Annotated in this window: 23 protein-coding genes; 17 read left to right on the plus strand and 6 right to left on the minus strand. The window is 40.7% G+C overall.

From position 1 onward, the window contains the following. The first annotated feature begins 81 nt into the window (after nt 1-81). From AQPE_RS16660 to AQPE_RS16675, 4 genes are all read left to right on the plus strand, one after another. The gene (locus AQPE_RS16660) at nt 82-2,052 is read left to right on the plus strand and encodes an SDR family NAD(P)-dependent oxidoreductase (protein ID WP_318347627.1); all 1,971 of its coding nucleotides are present in this window, start codon (nt 82-84) and stop codon (nt 2,050-2,052) included. Nucleotides 2,053-2,221: 169 nt separating this feature from the next. After that, complete coding sequence (locus AQPE_RS16665) at nt 2,222-3,481, plus strand: zinc-binding dehydrogenase (protein WP_318347628.1); 1,260 nt, start codon at nt 2,222-2,224, stop codon at nt 3,479-3,481. Nucleotides 3,482-3,666: 185 nt separating this feature from the next. After that, nucleotides 3,667-4,323 (plus strand): transaldolase family protein, encoded by a 657-nt coding sequence (locus tag AQPE_RS16670; RefSeq protein WP_318347629.1) that lies wholly within the window; start codon nt 3,667-3,669, stop codon nt 4,321-4,323. Nucleotides 4,324-4,584: 261 nt separating this feature from the next. Continuing rightward, nucleotides 4,585-5,298 (plus strand): thioredoxin domain-containing protein, encoded by a 714-nt coding sequence (locus AQPE_RS16675; protein WP_318347630.1) that lies wholly within the window; start codon nt 4,585-4,587, stop codon nt 5,296-5,298. A 100-nt stretch (nt 5,299-5,398) separates the two neighbouring features. Here the strand turns inward: AQPE_RS16675 and AQPE_RS16680 are convergent, their stop codons facing one another. Then, the gene (locus AQPE_RS16680; RefSeq protein ID WP_318347631.1) at nt 5,399-6,289 is read right to left on the minus strand and encodes a DMT family transporter; all 891 of its coding nucleotides are present in this window, start codon (nt 6,287-6,289) and stop codon (nt 5,399-5,401) included. Nucleotides 6,290-6,561: 272 nt separating this feature from the next. Between AQPE_RS16680 and AQPE_RS16685 the strand changes: the two genes are divergently transcribed. Continuing rightward, nucleotides 6,562-7,323 carry a hypothetical protein gene (locus AQPE_RS16685; protein WP_318347632.1) on the plus strand — a complete coding sequence of 254 codons (762 nt, stop codon included), beginning with the start codon at nt 6,562-6,564 and terminating at the stop codon, nt 7,321-7,323. Nucleotides 7,324-7,723: 400 nt separating this feature from the next. On the opposite strand, the gene AQPE_RS16690 is transcribed toward AQPE_RS16685, so the two are convergent. The 3 genes from AQPE_RS16690 to AQPE_RS16700 all read right to left on the minus strand — a co-directional run bounded on the left by AQPE_RS16690 (nt 7,724) and on the right by AQPE_RS16700 (nt 9,837). Beyond that, complete coding sequence (locus tag AQPE_RS16690) at nt 7,724-8,131, minus strand: hypothetical protein (RefSeq protein ID WP_318347633.1); 408 nt, start codon at nt 8,129-8,131, stop codon at nt 7,724-7,726. Between the two features lie 59 nt (nt 8,132-8,190). After that, entirely contained in the window at nt 8,191-9,093 is a 903-nt protein-coding gene (locus tag AQPE_RS16695; RefSeq protein ID WP_318347634.1) for an HNH endonuclease, read from the minus strand. Nucleotides 9,094-9,369: 276 nt separating this feature from the next. Then, nucleotides 9,370-9,837: a hypothetical protein gene (locus AQPE_RS16700; RefSeq protein ID WP_318347635.1), complete on the minus strand. Its 468-nt coding sequence runs from the start codon at nt 9,835-9,837 to the stop codon at nt 9,370-9,372. 719 nt (nt 9,838-10,556) lie between these two features. Here AQPE_RS16700 and AQPE_RS16705 point away from each other — a divergent pair. The 10 genes from AQPE_RS16705 to tnpC all read left to right on the plus strand — a co-directional run bounded on the left by AQPE_RS16705 (nt 10,557) and on the right by tnpC (nt 20,222). Beyond that, nucleotides 10,557-10,790 (plus strand): hypothetical protein, encoded by a 234-nt coding sequence (locus AQPE_RS16705; protein WP_318347636.1) that lies wholly within the window; start codon nt 10,557-10,559, stop codon nt 10,788-10,790. A 550-nt stretch (nt 10,791-11,340) separates the two neighbouring features. Continuing rightward, entirely contained in the window at nt 11,341-12,303 is a 963-nt protein-coding gene (locus tag AQPE_RS16710) for a PstS family phosphate ABC transporter substrate-binding protein (protein ID WP_318347637.1), read from the plus strand. An 18-nt stretch (nt 12,304-12,321) separates the two neighbouring features. Continuing rightward, nucleotides 12,322-14,517, plus strand: a complete 2,196-nt coding sequence (locus AQPE_RS16715) for a tetratricopeptide repeat protein (protein WP_318347638.1) — start codon at nt 12,322-12,324, stop codon at nt 14,515-14,517. Nucleotides 14,518-14,594: 77 nt separating this feature from the next. Further along, nucleotides 14,595-15,410 carry a MotA/TolQ/ExbB proton channel family protein gene (locus AQPE_RS16720; protein WP_318347639.1) on the plus strand — a complete coding sequence of 272 codons (816 nt, stop codon included), beginning with the start codon at nt 14,595-14,597 and terminating at the stop codon, nt 15,408-15,410. Nucleotides 15,411-15,456: 46 nt separating this feature from the next. Then, nucleotides 15,457-16,095: an ExbD/TolR family protein gene (locus AQPE_RS16725; protein ID WP_318347640.1), complete on the plus strand. Its 639-nt coding sequence runs from the start codon at nt 15,457-15,459 to the stop codon at nt 16,093-16,095. A 4-nt stretch (nt 16,096-16,099) separates the two neighbouring features. Then, nucleotides 16,100-16,762, plus strand: a complete 663-nt coding sequence (locus AQPE_RS16730; RefSeq protein WP_318347641.1) for an ExbD/TolR family protein — start codon at nt 16,100-16,102, stop codon at nt 16,760-16,762. Between the two features lie 12 nt (nt 16,763-16,774). Continuing rightward, nucleotides 16,775-17,554, plus strand: a complete 780-nt coding sequence (locus tag AQPE_RS16735) for an energy transducer TonB (protein WP_318347642.1) — start codon at nt 16,775-16,777, stop codon at nt 17,552-17,554. A gap of 187 nt (nt 17,555-17,741) precedes the next feature. Beyond that, entirely contained in the window at nt 17,742-18,107 is a 366-nt protein-coding gene (gene tnpA / locus AQPE_RS16740) for an IS66 family insertion sequence element accessory protein TnpA (protein WP_318346939.1), read from the plus strand. A 1-nt stretch (nt 18,108) separates the two neighbouring features. Further along, the gene (tnpB, locus tag AQPE_RS16745) at nt 18,109-18,468 is read left to right on the plus strand and encodes an IS66 family insertion sequence element accessory protein TnpB (RefSeq protein ID WP_318346938.1); all 360 of its coding nucleotides are present in this window, start codon (nt 18,109-18,111) and stop codon (nt 18,466-18,468) included. A 71-nt stretch (nt 18,469-18,539) separates the two neighbouring features. Beyond that, the gene (gene tnpC / locus AQPE_RS16750) at nt 18,540-20,222 is read left to right on the plus strand and encodes an IS66 family transposase (protein ID WP_318346937.1); all 1,683 of its coding nucleotides are present in this window, start codon (nt 18,540-18,542) and stop codon (nt 20,220-20,222) included. A gap of 617 nt (nt 20,223-20,839) precedes the next feature. On the opposite strand, the gene AQPE_RS16755 is transcribed toward tnpC, so the two are convergent. Together AQPE_RS16755 and AQPE_RS16760 are read right to left on the minus strand one after the other, a co-directional pair. Beyond that, the gene (locus AQPE_RS16755) at nt 20,840-22,891 is read right to left on the minus strand and encodes a gluzincin family metallopeptidase (protein ID WP_318347643.1); all 2,052 of its coding nucleotides are present in this window, start codon (nt 22,889-22,891) and stop codon (nt 20,840-20,842) included. A gap of 246 nt (nt 22,892-23,137) precedes the next feature. Continuing rightward, entirely contained in the window at nt 23,138-23,773 is a 636-nt protein-coding gene (locus AQPE_RS16760; protein WP_318347644.1) for a plastocyanin/azurin family copper-binding protein, read from the minus strand. A 323-nt stretch (nt 23,774-24,096) separates the two neighbouring features. Between AQPE_RS16760 and AQPE_RS16765 the strand changes: the two genes are divergently transcribed. Next, nucleotides 24,097-25,692 (plus strand): thiamine pyrophosphate-dependent enzyme, encoded by a 1,596-nt coding sequence (locus AQPE_RS16765; RefSeq protein ID WP_318347645.1) that lies wholly within the window; start codon nt 24,097-24,099, stop codon nt 25,690-25,692. A 131-nt stretch (nt 25,693-25,823) separates the two neighbouring features. Next, entirely contained in the window at nt 25,824-26,405 is a 582-nt protein-coding gene (locus AQPE_RS16770) for an indolepyruvate oxidoreductase subunit beta (protein WP_318347646.1), read from the plus strand. Nucleotides 26,406-26,643 lie beyond the last annotated feature (238 nt).

A 26,643-nucleotide genomic window follows, 5' to 3' on the forward strand; every position in this document is an offset into this window, starting at 1 on the left:
AGTGGGGCAACCGGACAGTATCATTGACATCGCCAGTCTAGTAACCCGAAACCCGAAACCCGTAACCCGAAACAAAACATCATGAAACCAGAAATTCAGGAATTAATCGAAATATCACAGTTCTACGGAAAGCAGAAAGATTTTGTCATTGCCGGTGGTGGCAATACCTCGTATAAAGACGAAAACCACATTTACATCAAAGCCAGCGGACACAGCCTGGCAACCATTGGCAAAGACGGTTTTGCACAGCTCGACCGGAAAGGACTGCAACTGATCGCCGCGAAAACTTATTCCGAAGATGTGATGGAACGCGAAAATCAGATCAAAAACGATTTGTTGAACTCGCGGGTTCATCCTGAAAAAGGACAACGTCCGTCGGTAGAAACTTCGTTGCACGATTTAATTGCCTTCCGTTTTGTAGTTCATACCCACAGTACCAAAGTGAACGGCCTGATGTGTGGCAAAGATGCCGAAAAGTGCACCGCCGAACTGTTTGGTGACGAAGTGGTGTACGTTCCTTATGTCGATCCCGGATACATTTTGTACAAGGAAGTGGAAACGCGCATCAATGCTTATCGCAGTCGGGTAGGGGCCGAACCTCAGATCATTCTGTTGCAGAACCACGGAATTTTTGTGGCAGCCGACAACACTGCCGAAATCCATGAACTTTACACCAAGATAATTGCCAAGTTGGACGCTGCCATTGGCGAAATCGCGCCATTGGTGAAACTTCCGGTTGATCCGGTTGCCGCTAAAATCGTTCCGGCTATCCGTATGATGCTTTCGTCGAGCGGTCTGAAAACCTTGAAAGTCATAAATAACTCGTACTACGGACGTTTCCTTTCTTCGGAAACCGAATTTCAGAAAATTGCTTTGCCGTTTATTCCTGACGGAATCGTGTATTGCAATTCGTCGTTCGTTTATGCTGAATATGCTGGCGATGCGAATGCTTTACTGAATGACCTTTCCGAAAAAATAAAAACATACACCGAAACACAGCCTAAAACACCGAAGATCATTTGCATCAAAGGAATCGGCTGCATTCTGGCGAACGACAATGCGCAAGCTGTTGCTACTTTGGAAGACGTGATGATGGATACTTGTCTTGTGAGTCTGTATTCCGAAAAATTTGGAGGACAAAGCCCGATGACGCTGGAACAGGTTCAGTTTATCGATACCTGGGAAGTGGAACAATACCGCAGCGCCATTGCAATGGGAGCTCCCACCGGACGTGTTGACCGCAAGATTGCCGTTGTTACCGGAGGCGCTCAGGGTTTTGGCGCCGGAATCGTTGATAACCTGATGGCCAACGGAGCAAACGTGGTGATTGCCGATCTGAACGAAGAGCTGGGTGTGAAATTTGCCGAGTCGTTGAATGGCGGAAAAGGCAAAAACAAAGCCTACTTTGTGAAAGCCGATGTGTCGAACCCCACTTCGGTGGAGAACCTGATTTCCCAAACAGTTTGCGAGTTTGGTGGACTGGATATTTTCATTAGCAATGCTGGTATTTTGCGTGCAGGTGGACTGGAAGAAATGACTCCTGAAACTTTTGAGCTAATGACCAAAGTGAACTATTCGGCCTATTTCCTATGTGCCAAATATGCTTCGGCAGTGATGAAGCTTCAGAACAAATTTAAGCCTGATCATTTTACCGATATCATCCAGATCAATTCAAAATCGGGATTGAAAGGCAGCAACAAAAATTTCGCCTATGCAGGTGGTAAATTCGGTGGAATCGGCCTCACTCAGTCGTTCGCGATGGAGTTGATGCCAGCTAAAATCAAGGTAAACTCGGTTTGTCCGGGCAATTTCTACGACGGTCCGCTTTGGGCCGATCCAGAGAAAGGATTGTTTGTGCAATACCTGAATGCCGGGAAAGTGCCAGGAGCTAAAACCATTGATGATGTAAAACGTTTTTATGTGGCACAGGTTCCGGCAGGTCGCGGCTGCACGCCACTCGATGTGATGCGCGCCGTGTATTACATCATCGAACAGGAATACGAAACCGGCCAGGCGGTACCCGTCACCGGTGGTCAAAATATGTTGAATTAAAAATGAAATGGCCATAACGGCACAAAGACACTAAGAACCTCCAACCCCCTGAAGGGGGCTGTGAAATGGCAGAATTTCAATAAAACTGCAATCAAAAGTCCCCTTTAGGGGATTTAGGGGTAAATAAAAATTTAGTGTAGTTGCCCTTTGTGGCAAAACAAAAAAAAATATGAAAACAAAAGCAGTTCGTTTATACGGAAAAGAAGATTTGAGACTCGAAGAGTTCGAACTTCCGGCCATCACAGCCGACGAGATTTTGGCAAAAGTAGTGTCCGACAGCATTTGCATGTCGTCGTACAAGGCAGCCAAGCAGGCTACCGATCACAAACGTGTTCCGAATGATATTGCCGAAAACCCCATCATTATTGGCCATGAGTTTAGTGGCGAATTGGTCGAAATTGGCGAAAACTGGAAACACAAATTCAAGGCCGGACAGAAATTCTCGATTCAACCGGCCATTTATTACGAAGAAGGTCCGGTGGGTGTGTTGAGCGCTCCGGGTTATTCGTACCAGTTTATCGGTGGTGACGCGACTTATGTGATCATCCCGAAAGATGTGCTGGTTCAGGATTGTTTGCTGGCTTACGATGGCCCGGGTTTTTATCCTGCCTCGCTGGCCGAGCCACTTTCGTGCGTGATTGGCGCCATGCATGCCAACTACCACACCACTCCGGGTTCGTACATCCACAACATGGAAATTGTAGCCGATGGCAAAATGGCGATCCTCGCCGGCGTTGGACCAATGGGATTGGCAGCTATCAATTACGTGATTCACCGTGCCGACCGCAAACCTAAATTGTGTGTGGTTACCGATATTGATCAAACCCGTTTAGATCGTGCGGCTTCGATTTATACCGTTGCTGAAGCAGCCCAACGCGGTATCGAACTCGTTTACCTGAATACTAAAATTGAAGATCCGGTAGCCGAACTGAAACGTCTTTCCGGAGGAACTGGTTACGACGACGTATTTGTATTTGCTCCCGTGGCTCCGGTGATTGAGCAAGGCGATGCTATTCTGGCCTTCGACGGTTGTCTGAATTTCTTTGCCGGTCCATCCGATCAAAATCTTCAGGCAAAAATGAATTTTTACAATGTTCATTATGCCTATACGCATATCGTGGGAACTTCTGGAGGAAACACCGACGATATGAAAGAAGCTATTGATGTGATGACGGCTGGTCTCGATCCTGCCGGATTGGTTACCCACATTGGCGGGCTGAACGCAGTGGCTGAAACGACATTGCACTTGCCCAATATTCCGGGTGGAAAGAAACTGATTTATACCCATCTGGAAATGCCTTTGACTGCTATTGCCGATTTTGCTGAAAAGGGAAAGACAGAACCTTTATTTGCGAAACTGGCTGAAATCTGTGACCGTCATCAGGGATTGTGGTCGGTTGAGGCTGAAGAATATTTGCTGGCTAATTAATATCAGTCATTAGTAAAGGGTCATTAGTCATTAGCGAAGATTTTTGCTAATGACCAATGACCTTTTACTTATTTTATCTTAAGTCTTTTGTCTAATATCTAAAATCTAGTGTCTCTTTTTCCTCTGCTTACTTTTGATGCTTTACCTTTGCCGCATAAACAATTAGAAACAAAATAATGATTTACATGGCCGACACAGCCGATCTGGAGGAACTCCGTAAGCTGTATAGTTTTTTCCCGTTGGAAGGAGTTACCACAAATCCAACGATTTTACTTCATTCCGGATATAAACTCTCTGTTGCCATCGAAGGCATTCAGGAATTGGTTGGAACCGGAATGGTTCACGTGCAGATGATTTCCGGTGAGTCGGACGACATGGTGCGCGAAGCCAAAAAATACCGCAGTTATTTCGATTTTGGTGATAATTTTTATGCCAAGATTCCGGTTACAGCCAATGGTTACCGTGCCATGCGAATCCTGAAAGATGCCGGAATTAATGTTACAGCTACAGCAATTTTTACGCAGCAACAGGCTTTAGTGGCCATGAAAGCCGGTGCCGATTTTGTTGCTCCGTATGTAAGCCGTTTGGACAATATTTCGTCGCACGGAATTGAAGTGGTAGGTGATATTGTTGAAAATATTGCGTTATACGGATTGAATGGCAAAGTACTCGCAGCCAGTTTTAAAACCGTCGACCAGATTTACCGCGTGAGTATGGCCGGTGCACATTCGGCAACCATTGGACCAGAATTGTTGCATCAACTGATTAAACATCCAATGACTGATATTGGTGTGAAGCAGTTTGAAATTGATGCTGAAGGATTGTACGACATCGAGTTTTAGCAAGGAGCAAAGGGCGAAAAGCCTGAAGTAAAGAATGCTGAAAAGCGCGGACCGGAAACGGGAGACCGGATCAATAAAAAGGATTTCACCTTCAAAGGGTGGAATCCTTTTTTGTTTTGGAGAAACGATAAGATACTAACCGGTTTTTGTACCGTTCAACAAAAAATACCATTCAGCAAAAAATAATTCAATTTTTCTGTTGTTGAAGTGAACTTTTTATACTTTCGTACGCTTAATATGAAAGCATATAGATTTATAGATATGAAAAGAATAATTGCAATTTTGGTTTTTAGTTTAGGCCTTATTATTGACTTAAGCGCTCAGTCGGTAGAAAATGTGGATGCTGTAAAATTCAAGGATTTAATCGGCAAGGGAAATATGATTCTTCTCGACGTGCGTACGCCTGGTGAATATTCGCGGGGACACATTCAGGGCTCAACGTTGATCGATATTTCTGATCGCAATTTTGCATCAAAAGTAAGTATGTTGCAAAAAGACAAAACCATTTTAATTTATTGTCTGTCGGGAAGTAGGAGCGATGCTGCCGCTGGATACATGACTCGCCAGGGATTTAAGAAGATTTACACTTTGCAATACGGCATCATGACCTGGAATCGTCAGGGATTTCCGCTGGAGCAGAGTAATGAAATGGTGGCAAGCGCCGGCACAACCTACACCGAACAATCGTTTGGTAAATTGCTGAAAGACAACAAGCTGGTTTTGGTTGATTTTCATGCCGTGTGGTGTGCGCCGTGCAAAGCAATGAGCCCGGTTATCGATCAGGTTTCGGCCGAATTTAAGGGGAAAGCTAAAGTTGAAAAGGTAGATATTGAAGCCAATAAAGTCATTACAACAGCTTATCAGGTGCAGACAATTCCCGGATTTGTGCTGTTTAAAGATGGCAAAAAAGTGTGGAGCTATAATGGTGTGATTAGCTATGCCGATCTTTCGGGTGTAATTAAAAAATATTTGTAGTTGTTGGGTTTGAAGGGGGATTCAATCCTAAAAATTGAAGGGCTTTCCTGATGGGAGGCTCTTTTTTTTGCTTTATCCATTCACTTTAGTGAACGGAATTTTAAGCAGTTTTTTTAACCCCTTTTCGGCTGATGAGGTAAACACCCGTCAGGATTAAACCCATGCAAGCCAGGTGAAGTAAGGTTATTTTTTCGCCGTCGAGCACACCCCACATAATTGCAAAAATGGGGATGATGTAGGTAACCGATGAGGCTGCTACTGCCGACGAGTGACGAATCAGACTATTCATCAGCAACATAGCAAGAGCAGTACCAACAATTCCAAGTGTGGCAAGAGCCAGTAAATGAACAGGCCACGACGGATTGGCAGCCACTGCCTGTAAATTGGTAGTGAACAAATATGCCAGTGCTACCGGACCAATAAATAAAAAGGATAACGAAGTAACCTGAATCCCGGAAAGATGTGGCAATTTAGCTTTAATCTGATTGATGCTGATGGCATAAAAACAGGTGGCCAGTACAATGTAGAACGCATAACTGTTAACCGTTCCCAGATGAAAACCGTCTCCGGCAAGGATTAGTCCGGTTGCGCCAGCCAGTCCAAGCGACAACCCAAGCACCTGCAACCAGCGGAAACCCGTTTTGTGAAAGAGCATCCCCACAATTAAAGTGAATACCGGGGTGAGCGAATTAAGCATACCGGCCAGCGAACTGTCAATTTGCGTTTCGGCTTTCATAAACAGGAAGGCTGGAAAGAAACTACCGATGAAACCCGCAATCAGCAAGCTTTTTAAATCTTCTTTCCTGATGCTTTTTAAGTTGCGGATCGATAATGGAAGCAGTGCCAGCGAAGCCAGTAAGATGCGCAGCGCACCTGCCTGCTCGGGGCTGAAACTCTTTAGTCCGATTTTCATCAGAATAAACGAACTGCCCCAGATAAAGGCCAGGACCATCAAAATGGTCATTTGAAATCCGCGTTTTTCCCAAACCATAAAGTGAAATTTTTGAGGGCGGAAAGATAGGAGAAAAGTACGGGTAGAGAAAGCCTTATTTTACTTGAATTAACCTCAGTGGCATAGCAGGTGAATTGGCTACAAACCTTGTTTGCATTTTCATTTCTTCAAAATTGCATGACTGATTTTTTGCATCTGTTATAAAAAATGGGTTCGTACTGCTTAATAATCAAGTATTCTGTTGTAAATTGGTAACAATTAAATCCGTTTTGATGAATTACTGAATTGACTAATTTTTAAAAGTAATCAGCATGACTTCAACCAACGATAACGACGAGCTTTTACTCCAGATTCGGGCTTTTAAATCCGGCAAAGCCGATAGTCCCAGCGTACCAGTTAATGTGATTGTTCAGGAAGCCGACGACCTGTATCTTTGGTGTCAGGACGATCAGGAACAACTAATTTTGGCAGGACTCGACTGGAATCAAGTTTCTCTTATTCCCGTTTGTGCCAAAATATGCCGCGAATTTCAGTCGCAGTGGCTTAAAAATTATAAATCGACTGATAAGGTTAAACTGGAATGGGACACCAAATCACCAGAAGCGCTGAACCTGCGCAGTGAATTGCTGCATGATTTTGGGTTTGCTTTCCGCAAGGACAAACAATTGCTTGCCCAAATAAAAGAAATAGCCCAGAAGCAAAGCCGTATCAGCTTGGTCCAGAGCCTGAATGATCTTTCCGAATTTGGGCGCGGACACATGGACTTGCTTGAGTCCATTAACTTTGACCCGTTGAAACTTGAACGAGCAGCCCGACTGGTTCCTGAAATGGCTGATCTGATAGCAAGAATAGAACGCAACAAAAAACTAAGCGACGAATCCAAAATAATGCGCGACCAGACTTATGCCTTCCTGAAACAATTGGTTGATGAAGTGCGAGTGTGCGGTAAATATAAATTCAGGGAGAATCCGGAACGACTGGCGGGTTACCTCAGCGATTACTGGAAAAGCAGAAACTCAGTCCGGGGGAAAAAATCATCACCAGAGGACACGCGGAAAACAGTCAAAAAATGAGAATCTGTTTATTTCCGCTCCTGAAATATGACTGTCCGGGTTAAGAAATAATTTCCATTGTAGTAAAAATCAATTATCTAGTCGATATTTTTAATCATCTAGTTATAATTTATTATGTCTAGTCTAATTATTTTATTGTCTGGTTTAATTTTTAATATACCTTGTTTGACTAGGCATTCCAGAAGTCAGGCTAGTTATATGAAAAAGATGACTAGATCATTTAAATGATAACAAGAAATATCAAATAGTTTACTAGGCTTATAAAAAGTATGACTAGCTATATTAAAACTAAATTTTGACACGGAAGAGAAGCCGAATCAGTATGCGGATATTGTGGGGATCAGCAAATGGAATTGCAGCGGACAGGCAATAAAAAACAACGATGTTGCAGGGGAGGTGGCTAATCCAACTTCAATTCAGTTCTTGCTCCGCATTTCGGGCAAGTCGTTGGCTGATTTCCCATGAGATAAATATCGAAATTCTTCATTTCTTCTAGTTTTGCTAGAAACGAATTGATTGATTCCATTTTCTTTTTTGGATTATCAATCTTATCAAGCATTTCTATGGAGTCGAATTCATACCACGAATAATCATCCTCATATCGATTAGATTTAAACTTTTTAATACCCAAACAATCTGGGTAGAAAAATTCATGTGAGAAAAGATGTAGCTGAATATTATACTCTATTACTTCGATGGAAAGCTGATCTGGATTTGTGAATATCTTACTTCCGAACTTTTTGTAGTTTCCTGAATCGCGGTACAGATAATTAAAACGGATAAACTCATTCATGGCTTTTCTAGCCAAAGAAAGGTAGTATAGAAATGAAAGTCAACGGACTATGAGTCACGTTTTAGTTTTTCTAATTATACTGCGTTTTTGAAATTTGTATACCTAATATGCAGCCAATCTCTATTAGGCCTTGAGGTCACAGATTTTGGTAATATTAACTTATTGCCATGCATTTGCTGAATCCCAAATTTTAGCATTGGACCATCAATTTCGTTCAGTATATCTTCCCTGACATGGATAAGATAGTCTGGCGTAATACCTATAATATTATTATCAAACGCTGCATGATGAATTTTACACAGAGAAATTCCATTGGTGACAGCAGCTCTACCCAAGCTACTATCCTCTATTATATGAGCAGCATCCAATAATTCTCTATGTTTTAACGCACAAATCGCGCAGTGGTCTCTATAGGCATTTAATACCATTTCTCTAAAAGTCGATTGATGTAACCTCTGAATCATTTGTCTTGTGGCATATCTACGCTCAACTTCATTTGGCTCATTCACCGCATCGAAATCGTTATAAATAGGATAAGATTTTGCATCAGCTTCAACAATAAAACTAAGATTTTGTATATCATCCTCAACAATAAACACAGGCCAATTTAGCAGATACTTACCTTTCGAAACCTCGTGCATGTAAATAAGTGGAACTTTATTTCTCATACATTCTCTGAGACCTACATTAACCCAATCATTTGGATTATTCCCCTTATACCTATATTTAATTCTACTATCAGAAATAAATTCATCATCATAAATACTTTCTGCTCTGGACTTTATTGTAATTGGATATTGCATCTGTTTTGGTTTCCAAATTCCTTGCTGACCAGAGAGGACAACTTGTTCGTTATTGAAATAAAAGTCATTAGCCAAGACTTTTGTCGGAAATACAGAATCAGGATATTGAGGAAGCAAAGAATTTAACCAGTCAAAAACTGACATTCGAATTTTAAGGCTTTTTAAATCTTCCATGTTACTATTTGATTAGGCTTATGGCTAGTTTCTTAGATAAACAAATGTAGTTAATCTCAATTCGTTATTGTACTCAAAATACATTAATAATCATATTTTTTCTAAATGTAGGTAGAATGTAAATTATGTTGTAGCTCCGTATTTCTTTGGTGTGTACATCGGTCATGCCGGTAAAGTTAGTGAATACCCGAAATTTCAGGCAAAAAAAATACCGGATACGATTTGGTTATCCGGTATTTTAAGAGCTGTTAAAAGCTCTGTTGGCAATGGGCTGGTTTATTGTTTGTCGAGCAGGTAGGTTTCCGACATTTCGCCCATCGACGATGCTGCATTCAGTCCCACCTTCAGGTTGTTTTCAGCCATCTGGAAAACTTCTTTCATAGTTGCTTCGCCCCCGTCCTGTGCTGGCATTTTGCTCGAAATGGTCAGCGTTTGCCCGTCTTCCGACCAAACCGCGGTTGATGTTTTCTTGCTGTTCATCCATCCCACATTTACGCATTCCTTTCCATCGAGACTAAATTTGTCTTTGGTTACGTAATCCGTGCCCTGAAAATTACCATACTTTTCCACCACGAGAGTGTCCGCTGTTTGGGTTACAATCATTTGGATTGGAGCCAGGCTGAACTGTTCGAACAGGGTGCTTTTTTCGTTGTTCAGTTTCCAGGTTCCCGAAAAATTAATTCCCTCGCCCATGCTAGTCAGGGTGAGCATTGAAAGAGCCAATAAGTAAAAGAGTTTTTTCATTTCGTTAAGTTTTAGGTTGTGAATATAAAAAAAATGCGTGATACGAACTTATTGTTTTTAAGAAAGTTCTCAAAGGTATAAACGCATATTCCTGACAAAACAAGTTGATGGTAATTGTCGTTTGTTTTGCATTTCATAGCATCAATTAACGGACTTATCGGTTTAATAGTTCTTTACAACATGATACGATTTGGCCAAAGCGGTTTTAAACCTGAAAGGTTTTAATTTGAATAACTACCGGTTGTAACCGATGGAAGCAAGCCTATCAAGACGAGAACCCTGAAAGGGTTCAATATAAATCAGTTGAACCCTTTCAGGGGTCTGGTCAAGTCGTTGCGTTGTCCCCGCACTTCGTACGGGGTTATTCAAATTTAGCCACTTCGTGGCTGAAAAAATGTTAGTACAAGATTCACTGAAATTCAACTAACCTATAGTTCCGTTAATTAATATCAGGTAATATTTCTTGCCAAATACTTAGCCGTGTTTTTTTTGAATTGTGTAATAGCCGTTAAACTTTCAACGTTTAAACGATAATTCGTGGCTTATTTTTAGGTTTGAATCGGTGAGTGCCCATAAATAACAATTTTTTACTGAATCTGAAAACCCTTTCTTATACAAATTCCGAGTTCTATAGCATACAATGAAGTGTACATTTATACGCTTATTAATGGGCATTTATATCTATTGTGTATATATTTGCACAAACAAAAATTGCAAAAATGAGTGGAAGTGGTAGAAGAGTATACGATCAAGTAATGACCATCTTTGGAACAGCAATGGTCTTTTTTTATCTGGGGTTGGCCTATATTTTGCTTTTCTCGACCATGTTCAGTTATGTTGATGTAACGCTTAGAACATTTTTTGCAATTCCTTTTTTGCTTTATGGTGTTTATCGTGCTATTGGTTCTTACCGAAGGATTAAAGAAACCTTTTTTGAAAGGGATGAAGAATAGAGTTTCATTTTCTTTCGATGATTAAATTGGTCCCCGCCGATTTAACGATCACTTGGTGCAAATTTGGGATAATTTAAACTTTTGTGACAACGACCAGACTCACAAAGGGAAATGCTATCGTTCTCAGGCAACCATCAAGTCATAAATTGGGTACCCGAAAAAAAACAAGTTTAAAGGATGGAATGTGTTTTCCTAACTTCGTGGCTAATCGGACGACCGTGTATAAATGACGCAATGAAGCAGTGTCAGTAGAGTAATAATTGTCTGAAAATAAGTGGAGTGAAAAGTGCTCAAATAATTGTAAGCGAAATTGTCGGATATGGTATAATTCTTGTTGAAAAATTAACAAATGAATAAAATCGTCTTCGAAATGTTAACTTTAATTGAATTTAATCTTAATTTTTGATAGCGATTTATACTGTTTTTATTTAAAAATCAAAGCGCGAAAAAAAAAAAAATATTTAAGAATGTTGTTTTTTTTTGCCCTATAACGAATTTGATTTATTATTATTGCAACGAATTTTCAACCTTTGGTAGCTTGTAAATGAAAATGTCAGGAACATATAAGTATTTGCGGTCGATCATCTTAATAAGCAGTAGTGCACTGATTATGTTGATGATTGCTATAGCATGTTCAAACCGGACTGGCAATAAGATTACCGAAACTCCAACAAGTGGGAGTATTCATATTTTAGCCGACAGCTCATTTCAGCCAATTGTTGATGCTGAGATTTCTACTTTTACTGGTTTGTACAGGTATGCTCATATTACACCAACTTATGTTACTGAAAACGATTTAATTTCTGCCTTTCTGGATGATTCGGTAAAAGTGGTTGTTACAGCATGGGAGCCAAGCGCGAAGCAAAAGGAATTACTTTTAAATACGCAGATTGTGGTCAGAACAACTGCCGTTGCCTATGATGCGATTGCACTGGTTCTTAATAAGGAAAATAAGGACTCTCTTTTGACCTATGACAATGTGAATGATTTGTTCACTGGTAAATTAAACGATTGGAAGTCGATTAATCCAGCCTCAGATTGCGGTAAAATGTCGACTGTGTTTGACAATGAAAAATCGACAAATATCCGATATTTCAAAGAAGAGTTTAAACTTGAAGGGCAATTACCTTCCAGTTTTTATGCGGTTAAGAGTAATGAAGAGGTTATTGATTACGTTAGCAAAAATAAAGGTGCAATTGGTTTGGTAAGTGTGAACTGGATCTGCGATAAAGAGGATTCGACCATGCGTGCTTTTTCGAATAAAATAAAAATTGCTGCAATTTCCCAAAAATTTTTGGAAAAGGGATCTTATTTTCTCCCTGTTCAGGGGTCGATTTACGATAAAAGTTATCCTTTTACCCGGAAGATCAACCTTGTTTCGCGAGAAAGTTTTTCAGGACTTGGTTCCGGTTTCGTCAGTTGGTTTTCATCGGAACAAGGACAGCGAATTGTTCTTAAATCAGGTCTGGTTCCTGCAACAATGCCCATTCGACTAATACAATTCAAAAAATAATTTTTAATATAATCAGATATGATCACTCCTTTTTTTAAGAAAACTTTTTTAATCCTTGCGCTGATTGTGATTAGTGGTGTCGCAGGATTAAAAGCACAGACATTGGACGAAGCGATTACCGCAATGAACAATGAACGATATGATAAAGCTGATGAGATTCTTCAGGATCTGGCAAAGAAATCAGCAAGTAGTAAAATTTATTATTTGCTAGGCGAAAATACATTATTGAATTTCTTTGCTGATACGATCTCCAACTCGCAAAAAGCTGTTATGGCTGAGGCCAAAGGCTTATTTGATAAAGGAATTGCCCTAAATGCCAACGATCCATTCAACTATATTGGATTAGCAAAAGTTGCCTCATACAGTGGTGATCAGCAATCAGCTACACAAATGAGATTGAAAGCAAAAAGTTTTTTGCTTCCATATAAAAAGGTTACAAAAATCCCCAATGCAGCTGATTACGCCCTTACTTTGGCAAAATTAGCCGAGTCGTACATCGTATTTGATAAAGTTGATACCACAATGGCTTTGCCTTTAGTTCGTGAAGCTTTAACAATTGACGAGAAAAACCCAACCATCTATATTATAGCCGGAGATATTTATTTGTTAGTGAATAATGGTTCTCTTGCGATTCGGAATTACAACAGAGCTCAGGATTGTGATCCACAATCACCTATCGCTAACATGAAAATCGGCTATATCTATTTTAAAGGTCGTAATTTAATGGCTGCTATTCCTTATTTCGAACAGGCTATCGCATTGAACAAAAATTATGCTCCTGCTTACCGTGAGTTGGGTCAGCTTTATTCTATGGCTGGAAGGTTTAAGGAATCCAAAGAAAATTTCGAAACATATTTAACTTTAACCAATCAGAATGTTCCGGCAAAGATTCGTTATGTAAACGCTCTTTTCTATTCGAAAAATTATGCTGAAGTAGTTAAGAATGTTGAAGACATTTTTGCAGTGGATAAATCGAGAACATATTTGAACCGTGTTGCCGGATACTCATGTTACGAGCAAGGTGATTATGCAAAAGCCCTGACCTACATGAATAATTTATTCGCTCAACTTCCTGCCGACAGAATCCTGAAAAAAGATTACATCTACTATGCACGCATCATTATGAAGAATAATGAGGACTATGGTAAAGAGTTGGGCGATCTTGAAAAAGCTAAAGCTGACTTGGCTAAAGTTCAGGAAAAGAATGAAGCTTTGAAAGGTGCAGCAAAAGAAAAGGAAAAAGTGAGTGAAGAACCATTGGTTGCTAAAATAGCTGAAATTCAAAAAAGTGTTGATGCTTCAGAGAAAGAGCTTGACAAAGGTTATGATGCATACGAAAAAGCAATTACTTTTGGTGAAGAAGATACTTATTTGATCCAGGAAAAGGCTAGAAATTTATACAATCAGAGACGTTACTCTGAAGCTGCAGCTAATTGGGAACGATTAATTGCTAAAGGAAAGAATAGTGAGGAAAACTATCTTCAGATTGGAAAAGCATACTATCAAGGTAAAGATTTTGATAAAGCAGAGGTAATATTTAAAGATATGACAGAAAAGTTTCCTGATTATATTCCAGGTTACCAGTGGGCTGCCAACAATGCTGCTGCCAAAGATCCGGATTCGAAACTGGGACTTACAAAACCTAGATTTGAAGCTTTGATCGCAAAAGCAGCTACCGATTCGGTTAAATATTCTGAAGAAATTTTTAATGCCTTACGTTTTCTGGGATACAATGCCCTTCAGGCTGATAGGAATGATGAAGCAAAGGCCTACTATAACAGGATGTTAAACCTTGATCCAAATAATAAGGATTTTCAGGTTAAAGCATTGAGTTCGTTAAATACACTTTACATGACTACCGGAGAATATGGCAAGGCTCTTGAATATGACAATAAGATTCTTGCTATTGAGCCAGGCAACGGAGCTGCTAAGGCAAATATTCAATACATTCAGGCATTACAATCAAGCGCTAAACCCAAAGCCAATCCAAACGAAATTTCGGGTGTCATTAAAGATGAATCAGGAACACCAATTGCCAGTGCTTCAGTTCGGGTAAAAGATACTGCTGCCGAAGCATGGACTAATGCAAAAGGTGAATACCGGTTTACGATGCCTGAAGCTTCAACGACTCTTGTAATTAGTGCCAACGGCTATACAACTAAAGAGGTGGCGGTGACAAAGAGTAGGGTATATAATTCAACACTTAGTAAGTAATACAATTGGAATCAACAAAATAACAATAGAGATTCAATAATAATAATAATTATTTAACCACAAAAAACTATTAAAAAATGAGTAAAAATTCTTCATCATTCAAAGCTAAGTTCGAAGCAGTGTTCGCTTCCGGAGCAATCATTATTTCATTTTTGATCGCGTATTTACTTTTCACCAACCTTATGGGTGATCCAGTTAATTTCGAAGGTGGAAATCCAAAAGGACACCCACTACCTGGTAATTATATGGGTATGCTTTACAAAGGTGGACCAATTGTTCCTGTTTTGATGACATGTATTTTAGTTCTTTTGATTTTCGTAGTGGAACGTTTTATCACTTTGAAAAAAGCTCAGGGAAAAGGTAGCTTGGATGCATTTGTAGCAAATATCCAGACTTTAACAGCTAAGGATAAAATCGAAGAAGCTATTAAAGCTTGTGATGCACAAAAAGGTTCTTTGGCTAACGTAACTAAAGCAGGTTTGGAACGTTACAGAGATCTTGAAAATGACAAAACTTTGGAAAAAGATCAGAAAATCACTTCGATGAAACAGGCTTTGGAAGAAGCTTCTGCGTTGGAATTACCAATGTTGTCTAAAAACATGGTTATTCTTTCAACTCTTGCTTCTATCTCAGTATTGATCGGGTTGATTGGAACAGTACTTGGTATGATCCGTGCTTTCTCTGCACTTGCTCAAGCTGGTGCTCCTGATGCTTTGGCTTTGTCAGCCGGTATTTCTGAAGCTTTGATCAACACAGCTTTCGGTATCTCTGGTTCTACCTTTGCTATTGTTTTCTTTAACTTTTTCTCATCAAAAATTGACGGTTATACTTTCAAGATTGATGAAGCAGGATTTAGCCTTACTCAGACCTTTGCCGCATCAATCAGAAAATAAGTCTGGGTTTAATTCTTTTGGTTTATTTAAAATTTAAAATTATCGCATGCCAAAGATTAAAATGCCAACCAAGTCGCCCCATATCGATATGACGCCGATGGTGGATTTGTTTTCTCTGCTGCTAACATTTTTCATGTTGACATCAGTATTCACTCCCCAAGAACCGGCTCCTGTCGATACTCCATTTTCTGTATCTGAAAAACCTAAACCTGATGCTGATATCATGACAGTAGTGATGTCTGCTGACAACAGGGTGTTTTTCAATGTGGATAATGGTAGGGATACAATTCTGCATTTTCGGCCCCAGATTCTTAAAGCTATGGGTGAGAGATACAATATTGTATTCACACCGCAGGAACTGCGGACATTTGAGAAATATAGTACTTCATTGGGTGTAAATATACACGACATGAAGAAATTCCTTGCTGCCAAAGACTCTAAGGAAAGAGAACAATTTGAGAAAGGCATTCCTCACGATTCTATTGATAACCAGTTTGGTTATTGGGTGCTTTATACTCGTCAGATTAATCCTTCTGTTCAGGCTTTGATCAAAGGTGATAACAACGTTGAATATCCCCTTGTAAAAAAAGTATTGGATGTTCTTCAGGATTATAATGTCAACAGGTTTAGCTTGATCACTAGCCTTGAGGACGTGAAGGTTACATCAACTGAAGCTAAAAAGTAGTATTATGGCAGAGATTATACAAGAGGAAAAAGGAAAAGGGGGAAAAAAACGCCCAAAGAAAGGCAATCCCCATATGGATATGACCCCAATGGTTGACCTTATGTGTCTGCTGTTGACGTTCTTCATGCTTGTAGGTGCATTTAGCAAACCCAAGGTTATGGAAATTGTTTTGCCTGAGAAAATCAAGAAAAACGAAAAGGTTGATCCGCCAAAAATTGCGGATAGCCGTACTCTAAACATTATTTTGGGTCCTAACGACAAAGTTTTCTGGTATCCAGGAAAAGCTGAAGCTGGAATGCCTTTACAGGTTTCTGATTTTAGCGCTAAAGGAATCAGGGAAGTGTTGTTGGATAGAAACCGGGCACTCTTCAAAAAGATTGAACAGTTCCAACAAGATGTTATAACCGGTAAATTGAATATTAAACAAGATTCTTTGGCCAACGCTATTAAGCAGTTGAAAAAAGACGATGATACCGGTCCTATCGTATTGATTAAGTTCTACAAAACAGCAAAATATAAAAATTTCGTTGATATCATTGACGAGATGTCTATTGTAGGAATTGCTCGATACATTCTTGTTGATATCAACTGGATTGAACAAGGCATGGTTGAAGCTGCTCTCAGAGGGCAAACTCAAACTGCTGCCGCTCCCTTAACTCAAAAATAAAGAACGATACGTATGGTACAAAATAATCAATTCATTCCAACTTTCGACGACATAGTCTTCGAAAATAGAAATAAGGAATATGGAGCGTATCAAATACGGAAAAAGTACAACCGTGTTGTTCTGATTTCTACTCTGATCGGTTGTGCGATCATTGCTTCTGCTGTTATTATTCCTTACATTAATGCAAGTCGAAATGCTTCGCATAAAATGCGGGATGCTAAAGAAGTAATTGCAGAAATGTCCAATGACCTTCAGACGGAAGCCGCTCCACCACCACCACCACCACCACCACCACCACCATCTGAAGTTCAGACTGTTGTGAAGTACGTGGCTCCAGTTGTTGTTGATTCAGTTAAAGTTGAAGATGAAAGTAAATTAATGATCTCCGACGAACAAGTAGCAACTACTGAAAATAAAGCTGCTGTGGAAATTGTGGAACAAAAACGTGAAGAAGTTGAACCAGTGCAAAAAGAGGAAGAAGTATTTGTTGTTGTAGAAGAAATGCCGGAATTTCCGGGTGGCGTAAAAGCTTTACGCCAGTATCTTGCTACTGCAGTAAAATACCCTGTTATTGCTCAGGAAAATGGTATTCAAGGAAAAGTGTATGTTAATTTTGTTGTTAACAAAGACGGCTCTGTATCGAATGCTAAAATCGCCAGAGGTGTTGACCCATCTCTTGATGCTGAGGCATTACGAGTTGTTTCAACACTGCCTAAATGGAGACCTGGAAAACAAAGAGGAGCCCCTGTAAGGGTTTCTTATACTGTTCCAATTAGCTTTAAATTGGAGTAAGAAAGTTTCTATTACGACTTTCTGAATTTCAATATTCATATAAAAGAGCCGTTTACAGCGATGTGAACGGCTCTTTTTTTATCTGAATACGAGATTGTATGTTTTTTTTGTAAGCATTCGCTGAAGTGCGTCAACTAATTTTGCATGTCAGTCTATAAGTTTGCTTTTTACTTCAAAGACAAACGACATGTATAATGAGAAAAAATTCCGGGCCATCTATGACGAGTTTCTGGCATCGGGCCTGACCATTCGGGATTATTGCGCCAATCAACAAATGAATGAGGCTAAGTTCTATTATTGGCAACACAAGCTAAAAGGACTATTGCCACCTAAAAGTGGATTTATCCCGGTGGTTTTTGAGAATGGTGGGCAAGCCCAGTCGTCGCGGGTTCCAGCCCCGGTGCAGGTACAATCGACAACCTTTTCAACATCGGGAGCCAGACCCCAAACCATCTCCTGTGAGATTAGCTATCCGAATGGGGTGTGTTTAAAGCTGAACGGTTTGCCCGACCCACAGATATTACGGTCGCTGTTGGTTTTAACGCGCCGGTAGGATGTTCAGCCTCACTTCGTCAATGCGGTATTACCTGTATTCGTACCCAACGGATATGCGCCGGAGTTTTTACACCCTGAGCGGAATGGTGACCAACCAGATGGGGCGCAACGTGCAGGACGGGGATGTTTATATCTTTATCAACCGCCCGTGTACCAGCATGAAAATCCTGCACTTGGAATGCGGTGGTTTGGTGATCTATCACATGAAACTGGAATCGGGCAGTTTTAAACTACCGGTTTTTGATGAAAGTACCAATACGTTTCAAGCCAGCTGGCAGGAGTTGATGCTGATGGTACAGGGTACCTCACCGGATGGAAAAATGAATAAAAAAAGATGGGAAAAACCTTCGAAACAGTAGATTTTACTTGGTTTTTAACTTGTCTATACGGTTGATATTTAGTATCTTCAAGCCATCAAAAGCAAGTAAAAATGACAGTTGAAGAAGAGGGTTTTTTACAGCAAATTCTGGAAGAACGTGACCGGCTTTTTAGGGAAACTTCCAGGCTTAAAAGTCAACTTTCCAACTTTGAAAACTTCGATTCAGAAAGATCCACTTACCAAAAACAAATTGTCGGAAAAGACCAGCTGATTACCGAAAAAGATCGGGCAATCAGCCAACTGGATGAAACAATTAACAAGCTGAAACAACAGATAGAGATGCTCCAGCGAAGGATCTGGGGCAAATCCAGTGAACGGTATATCAATGAGGATCCCCTGCAACGAAAGCTCGATTTTGAGGGACTTGACCTGCTTCCGGAAGAAAAGGAACTTGCAACCAGTGCCAAAGAGGAGATCGAAAAGTACAAGACCATCCGTGTTATAGAGGTAAAGGAGAAAAACCATCCGGTACGCAAACCGCTGCCCGAAAGTCTACCGAGAGAAGAAACCCACATTTATCCACAGCACATTGAACTCGAGAATTGGATAGAACTGGCTCCGGAAATTACAGAAGTTCTGGAACGCGAATCTGCCAGATGGTATGTGCGCCGGATCATCCGCCACAAATATGCGTTGAAAGATAAAAGCCAGGATGTGGAAAAGCAAATCATTACAGCTCCCATGCCCGTACTTCCCATAGCAAAAAGCTATGCCGGGGCAAGTGTTTTGGCTGATATTATCATCGACAAATATGTGAACCATCTTCCTTTCTATCGTCAGATCCAGATGTTCAAACAACAGGGTATATCCATTGCACCTGCAACCATTAACGGCTGGTTTCAGGATGTAGCCGACCTGATCAGGCCTACTTATTACCGGTTAAAGGAGCTGGTGCTGGCTTCGGATTATATACAGAGCGATGAAACAACGATCCCGATTATAAATAACGAAAAGCACACCACGATAAAAGGATACATCTGGATGATCCGTGCGGTTATGGACAACCTGGTCTTTTTTCATTACGACCACGGTTCCCGGGCACAAAAGGTCGCACTGCAATTGTTTAAGGATTTTCAAGGCGTAATCCAGACCGATGGTTATGCCGTTTACGATATTTACGAAAACAAAAAGGGCGTTCTGCCCATTGGGTGCTGGGCTCATGCCCGGCGTAAATTTGAAGAGGCTTTGGCAGAGGACAAAGTCAGGGCTTCTTATGCGCTGGAGCAAATAGGACTGCTCTATCAGGTGGAGAGGCAAGCCGATCAGCAGCAACTCTCTTATGACGAGCGCGCCGATCTTCGTTCCCGCTTGGCTTATCCTATTATGGTAGCCTTCGAAAAATGGCTGCTAAATGAATACCCCAAAGTTTTGCCCAAAGGGCGTATCGGAAAGGCTATCCGCTACACCTATAACATTTACCACAAGTTGACCCGATACCATTTGGATGGTCGGTTGAAAATTGACAACAATCTCGGAGAAAATGCTATCCGTCCAATTGCCCTAGGCCGGAAGAATTGGTTGTTCTGTGGAAACCACGATGCAGCCGAAAATGCAGCAATCATGTATTCCATGCTGGGCTGTTGCAAGGCAAGCGAAGTAAACTTCCGCGAGTGGCTGGTATACTTTCTGAATAACATCCACAATTACGATAACGATTACAGCAAGGATCTGGCCGAATTACTTCCACACAACTTCAAACTTCAAAACCAGATTTGTAACAGTTCCATCTCCTAAGCCTCTCAAAGTTCTCCGAACATTTTAGAGAACCTCTGAAAGTGGGTTGCTGGTTTTCTAAGAAAATATAACGGAGTTTACCGAATGCTTACTTTTTTTTAATGTTGTTGTCGGGCGTATTGTTTAAAGAATTGAATTAATGGCATACAAATGGAATTCATATGGTCAAATGCTATGCGTGTCGATTTCAGTTCATGCTCGATTTGTTGTTGATTGATCTGTATCTCAGAGAACAATGATGCAAGGCAGTTTAATGAAGTCTGAAACTCTTTGAGCCTTTCTATAAATCTTGATTATTCGCGTTCTGTTTATCTCTTTGTTTCACTCGAAAGCAATTTATAAGTAAATTACTGCTTCCCAGAAAATCTGTCTATAAATAGCTGTCATCCTGAGCAGAACAAAGAATCTTGGATTTTTAAACGGACACCAATATAAATGAATATTTATTGTTGGTATTATGAATGGCCTGTGTTTCTATAATGCTTTCAGTTGGCGGCATAAAAATAGGCCAGATCGCATCATTCGTTATTCGGAATGTGTGGATCTGACCTTAATTTTTAGAATTGGCAAATACAGTCTGCTACTTTTGCAGCTAGTTCATTTTAAATGATACCATCTTATTTTAATTTTCCTACAGCAATTTCTGTGGCTTTTAGAATGGCTTCATTCGATAGCGGTTCGCCAACGGCTTGCTTCATCCACTCGTTAGGTGTAAGCTGACCTAATGCAAATATACGCAGTACTTCAGGTGCAAACTCGTGCGTTTTAAAATGTTCTTCAAGTTGAAAATGTATGAGGTGCCCAAATGCATAATTGGGCAGGTACATGGGTGAATTGATCATGTGTGAATAGATACCCAGTATAGTTTGGTCTTTCATTCCAAAAACTGGCGCATAATACGTATTCCAAACGTCTTTACTAATTTCAATTACGGCATCTCTCAAGTCTGATGCTGTGCTATTTGGATTGTCATACAGCCATTGCCACATTTTCATGTCAACCATCGAAACTCCCATGATTTCGTAAACCGACCAGAAAATATCAAGTGTTTTCAGGTATTCTTTCTCCGGATCTGTATTTTTCATATTAAGTAGAAACAGGTCCCGCTCCTGAAAAACAAAGGCGAGTGCTTCAGTAAATGCGGTGTTCGGAACTCCATTGATCATGTAATTTGGCACGTTATTCAACGAGATGGTTTGTTCCACATTGTGACCAAACTCGTGAACCGCGATATTATATCCTTTATAGTTCATACCGGTTGCTGGAATTCGGGTGCGCAGATGGGCTTTTTCTGCTTTCATGGATGCACCCCAGGCATGGCCCGAACCTCGTGCCGGATCTACTGAAACCCGTGATGAAATAAAGTCTGCTTTTTCTTTGGTGAATCCCAGTTTGAGAAGGATGTTGCCTAAATCAGCCTCCAAAGCTTTTGCGTTCGGATACTTTTTTTCAGTGATTGCATTCAGGCTTTCTTCGTTGATTGAACTTCTTGCCTTAAACCCATCGTACCAGATGTCCCACGGAGATAAGTCTCTCCCGAGCCGTTTCTTAATGATTTCAGCAACTTCCTTTACCTGAGCTGAACTTAAAAATTCGTTGAATAGTTTCTGAACTTCGGGTTGTGGAATTTGCATACCAACAGAAAAGGCTCGTTGAATGGCCGTTGGCATGGCCGGTTCATACTTGTCGAATGCCTGATAAACATGAAAATTATTCAGGATTTGTTGGTAGCGGCCATCGATTTCAGGTTCAGCTTCGGTCTTTGTTCCTGAAACGAATACTTCGTTGGTTGCCGGATTCCAATCTTGTTTTCCGGAGTTGATTACCATTTTGGGGATTGATTGATCGACAATCCGCTGCATAATCTGGTAGATTAAAGCCTGTTTTTTTAACCCAACTTCCTTGTTGGCATAATTGGCTTTGATTTCATCGCGAAGGTTCCAATGGCTCAATAGAACCATGTTTTCCGGAAAAAGCTTTTGGTTGTCATCATTCAGAATGTTGCCCATGTATATATTGTAATCGGCGATGTAGGCATCACCTTCGGCAGCTACTTTCGAGGCTTGCTGAATCAATTCAGAAGGTACCCGGGAGCTAAATACATCGCCCAAACGAGCATAACCCCATTGTAGCGGAGTCCAGTTTGCTCCTGAGATGTTTTTTTCTTCGGTGGTATAATACGGAAAATTAAGAGCCACAATGAAAGCTATTTTGTTGTCGTAAAAATCGTTTATCATGTGGGCGCCCGGGTTATAGGCAGCAAATTGCGCATCGATTGGCAGTACTTCGCCTTTCATCAGTTGAACATTCTCCTGCATATCCAAACTTAATTTGTTGAAATGTCCGTTCAGCGATTCCAGGTATTCAGCGAACCGATAAAATGAAGCTTCTTTTTGAGCAGGATCTGCCAGGTAGTTTTCGCTACAGAATTTAACGAAATCCTCACTAGTTCCGTCATTGTCGCGCCAAAGTGATGCCGCATGTCTAACACCTTTTTCTATCAGGTCAGATTTATTACCCTCCATTTTGTTGCTGATTTCTTTAACTGCATCGGCAACGGTGGCTTCAGTAATTCCTGAAGGTGTTGGTGTACTTTGTTTCTTCGGAGTTGGCTGACAAGCTGTAGTCATAATAACACAGGCTAAAATAAAAATAGAGTTTCTAATCATATGTGTAATCATAATTTGGTTTTGGAACTAGTGTGCTAAATTTCGAATTTTTAATAATTGAGAGTGTACCACGATAAAGAAGTTCCAAAATACCAAAAAAATTAGTACCAAACATATGATGTTTGGCAGGAAGCAACGATTGGAAAAAGGGAACGAAACTTCTGGGATATGAAGTCTTAAAAAGACGAAAGTCCTTCTCTAATCAGATAGGGAAGGACTTTCCAGAAAAGCTGGAAAAGCATTTCTTTATTGCTTTATAAACTTCAACACGTTTTTTTGATTTTCGGCATTGACTTCTATCAGATAAATGCCATTTCTGAAGAGACTGATGTCATACCGGAATGTTTCTTTGTTCTCCGAAAAGGTCTTTTCGTCGACAACAGAACCGGCTATGGAATAAATTTTCACTGAATTAATGGTCTTGTAATTACTTGGAACAATTAGCTCAATGTATTCGCTTGCCGGATTTGGGTACAACCGTATTTTTTCGGTAACATCAGCCATGGTCTGACTTGAAGTAACTGTCTTTGGATTCACAATAACCTTCCCAACCATCCCCATACCAGCATGTGGGTCGCACTGGTAATTGTATGTGCCTGCAGTGTTGAAAACATATTCATATGTCCAAGCTGCGCCAACTTCGTTCCCAAAGGATGATGGATTGTTAGGAAATGTTGCTTGTTTCCCATTAACATTGTGCGATCCTTCATCGTTTTTCCAAACAACTTTATCTCCTACCGTAATTGTTAATTGCGATGGAGTAAAAACATTGCTGGTTACAGATACATTGTGAGTTGTCTGTCCTTTCAGATTTAGCGATAAAGCCAGAATAAAAATCAAGGCAAAACAGCTGCGAGTTTTGAAGGTAGAATTTGTTTTCATTGGCTGTTAATTTGGAGTAAATGTTAAACGCTATCGATATTAGTAACACACGGTAAATCAGTTTGTTTATAGTAAGAGACAAAATAGTCTTAATTTATTTTACTGAATTTTTTGTTTTTATAAAATACCAATAAATACGGGTATTTCATGAAACTTTTCTTTGCCTGAAATATCGACTTTGGTTTATCAAGACTGTGGGTTTAGTTCCTTTTTTAGAACGAATCTAAATACGAACCTTTTATTTAAAAGAAGATTAATGCAGTTGTTTTACAACCGGAATGAGCTAATTTTGGTTTCGATTTTTGAAACTTAAATTACTGACTATGCAAAAGCATTTGTTTCTGGGGGTAGAAGCCATCGGACAGGGAGCCATTGATGGCGGAATGTCGGGCGTTTACGCTTATCCCGGTACACCTTCCACTGAAATAACCGAATTCATTCAGGACAATCCTATTGCTGAAGAACGAAATATTCACCGAAAATGGTCGGCCAATGAGAAGACAGCTCTCGAAACCGCTTTGGGAATGTCGTATGCCGGGAAACGTGTCATGTCGTGCATGAAGCACGTTGGATTAAATGTGGCTGCAGATATCTTTGTGAACGCTGCTATGACTGGTGTCAACGGAGGTCTTATTGTTACTGTTGCCGATGATCCATCGATGCACTCGTCTCAAAACGAACAAGACTCACGTTTCTACGGAAAGTTTGCCATGGTTCCGGTACTAGAACCATCTTCACAGCAAGAAGCTTACGACATGGCCCGCGATGGATTTGCTTTATCGGAGAAAACAAAAGTGCCGGTAATGCTTCGGATTACAACTCGTTTGGCTCATTCGCGTGCCGGAGTTGCCCGTAAAGAGGTTTTGCCCGAAAACGAACTGGTTATGCCGGCTGATCCTCGTCAGTTTATATTGCTTCCGGCCATTGCACGTCGCAAATACAAAGGATTGCTCGATAGTCAGTCTTTATTCCTGAAACTTTCAGAAGAGTCAGAATACAACCGTTACGAAGAAGGAACAGATCACAGTTTGGGTATTGTGGCTTGTGGAATTGCATACAATTACCTGATGGAACATTTTCCGGACGGGACCTGTCCGTATTCAATTGTTAAAGTTTCGCAATATCCGCTTCCTGAAAATCACATCAATCGTCTCAACCGTGAATGCGATGAAATTTTGGTTCTGGAAGAAGGAGCACCAATGGTAGAGGAAATGTTGAAAGGCTTCTTTTCGAATGGAACACCAATCAAAGGCCGTTTAGATGGAACTCTGCCTCGTGATGGAGAATTGAATCCAGATCTGGTTGCCAAAGCGCTTGGCAAAGAGATGTTTGAAGGATTTGATATTCCTGAAGTTGTTGCCAATCGCCCGCCTGCTTTGTGCGTAGGCTGTGGTCACCAGGATGCCTATCTTGCCATGAATGAAGCCTTGGCTGATTATTCAAAGGGACGTGTATTTTCTGACATTGGATGCTATACTTTAGGAGCTTTGCCTCCTTACGAAACGATTTCGTCGTGTGTCGATATGGGAGCTTCCATCACTATGGCTAAAGGAGCCGCCGATGCTGGTTTAATTCCGGCAGTTGCCATGATTGGCGATTCAACCTTTGCCCACTCCGGAATCACAGGTTTGCTCGATGCGGTAAATGAAAAATCGAGCATTACCATTGTTATCTCCGACAACGAGTCGATTTCGATGACCGGTGGTCAGGATTCATCAGCTTTCGGAAGAATTGAATCGATTTGCATTGGCGTAGGAGTCGATCCGGCACACATTCACACCATTGTGCCTTTAAAAAAGAACCACGAGGAAATGGTTCGTTTGTTCCGCGAAGAATTTGCCTACGAAGGCGTTTCGGTCATTATTCCGCGTCGTGAGTGTATCCAGCGGGCCAGTAGCCGGAAGAGAAATAAGAAGTAGGCAGTGCTCAGTCGCAGTTAACAGAAAAGGTCAATAGTCAGTAGAAAATTTCTTCCCTTTTTTCCTTTTCTAATGACCAATGGCTTGAAAATCAACTTTGAATATTGAACTTTTAACTTTAGACAATAGATATGAAATCAGACATTATATTAGCAGGTGTTGGCGGACAGGGTATTTTATCCATCGCAACAGCTTTGGGCGAAGCAGCTTTGGCCAATAATCTGCTTATCAAACAAGCCGAAACGCATGGAATGAGTCAACGCGGTGGAGCAGTCTATTCGCACATGCGCATTTCCGATCAGCCAATTGCTTCCGATTTGATCCCCGGCGGATCGGCTGACCTTATTTTATCAGTTGAGCCTATGGAGTCGTTGCGTTACCTGCCATATTTATCGGAAACAGGCTATTTGGTGACCAATACCACGCCTTTTGTTAATATTCCGAACTATCCTGCAATTGAGGATGTGATGGCTGAAATTCGCAAATTCCCAAGGTATATTGCGATTGATGCTGATGCCATTGCCAAAGAAGTGGGGAGTACCCGTGCCTCTAATATGGTGATGCTTGGAGCTGCCTCTCCGTTTATCGACATTGAATTTTCGAAAATTGAAGAAGGTATCCGTACTATTTTCGGACGTAAAGGCGAAGATGTTGTAAATATGAACCTCGAAGCACTTCGTCGTGGTCGGCATTTTGCCGAAGAAAACCGTTAGGCCAATGGAAGATTGAACCCCGGAGGATGGGAAAAGTATCCGGCGACCAGTCTGCGTTTTCAGAAAAAAGAAACACAAATCAGTAATTAAAATAAAGAAATCTCAATTCTTTTCAAGTTTGAAAGGATTGGGATTTTTTTTTGAAATGTTAGCCTCTGATTCCTAATTTGTACCATCATTTTGAAACATTCTTAATGAGTCTGCTGTAAAATTGGCTGGTATTAAGAACTGCACATTA

Source organism: Aquipluma nitroreducens (assembly GCF_009689585.1).
Classification (GTDB): Bacteria; Bacteroidota; Bacteroidia; order Bacteroidales; family Prolixibacteraceae; genus Aquipluma; species Aquipluma nitroreducens.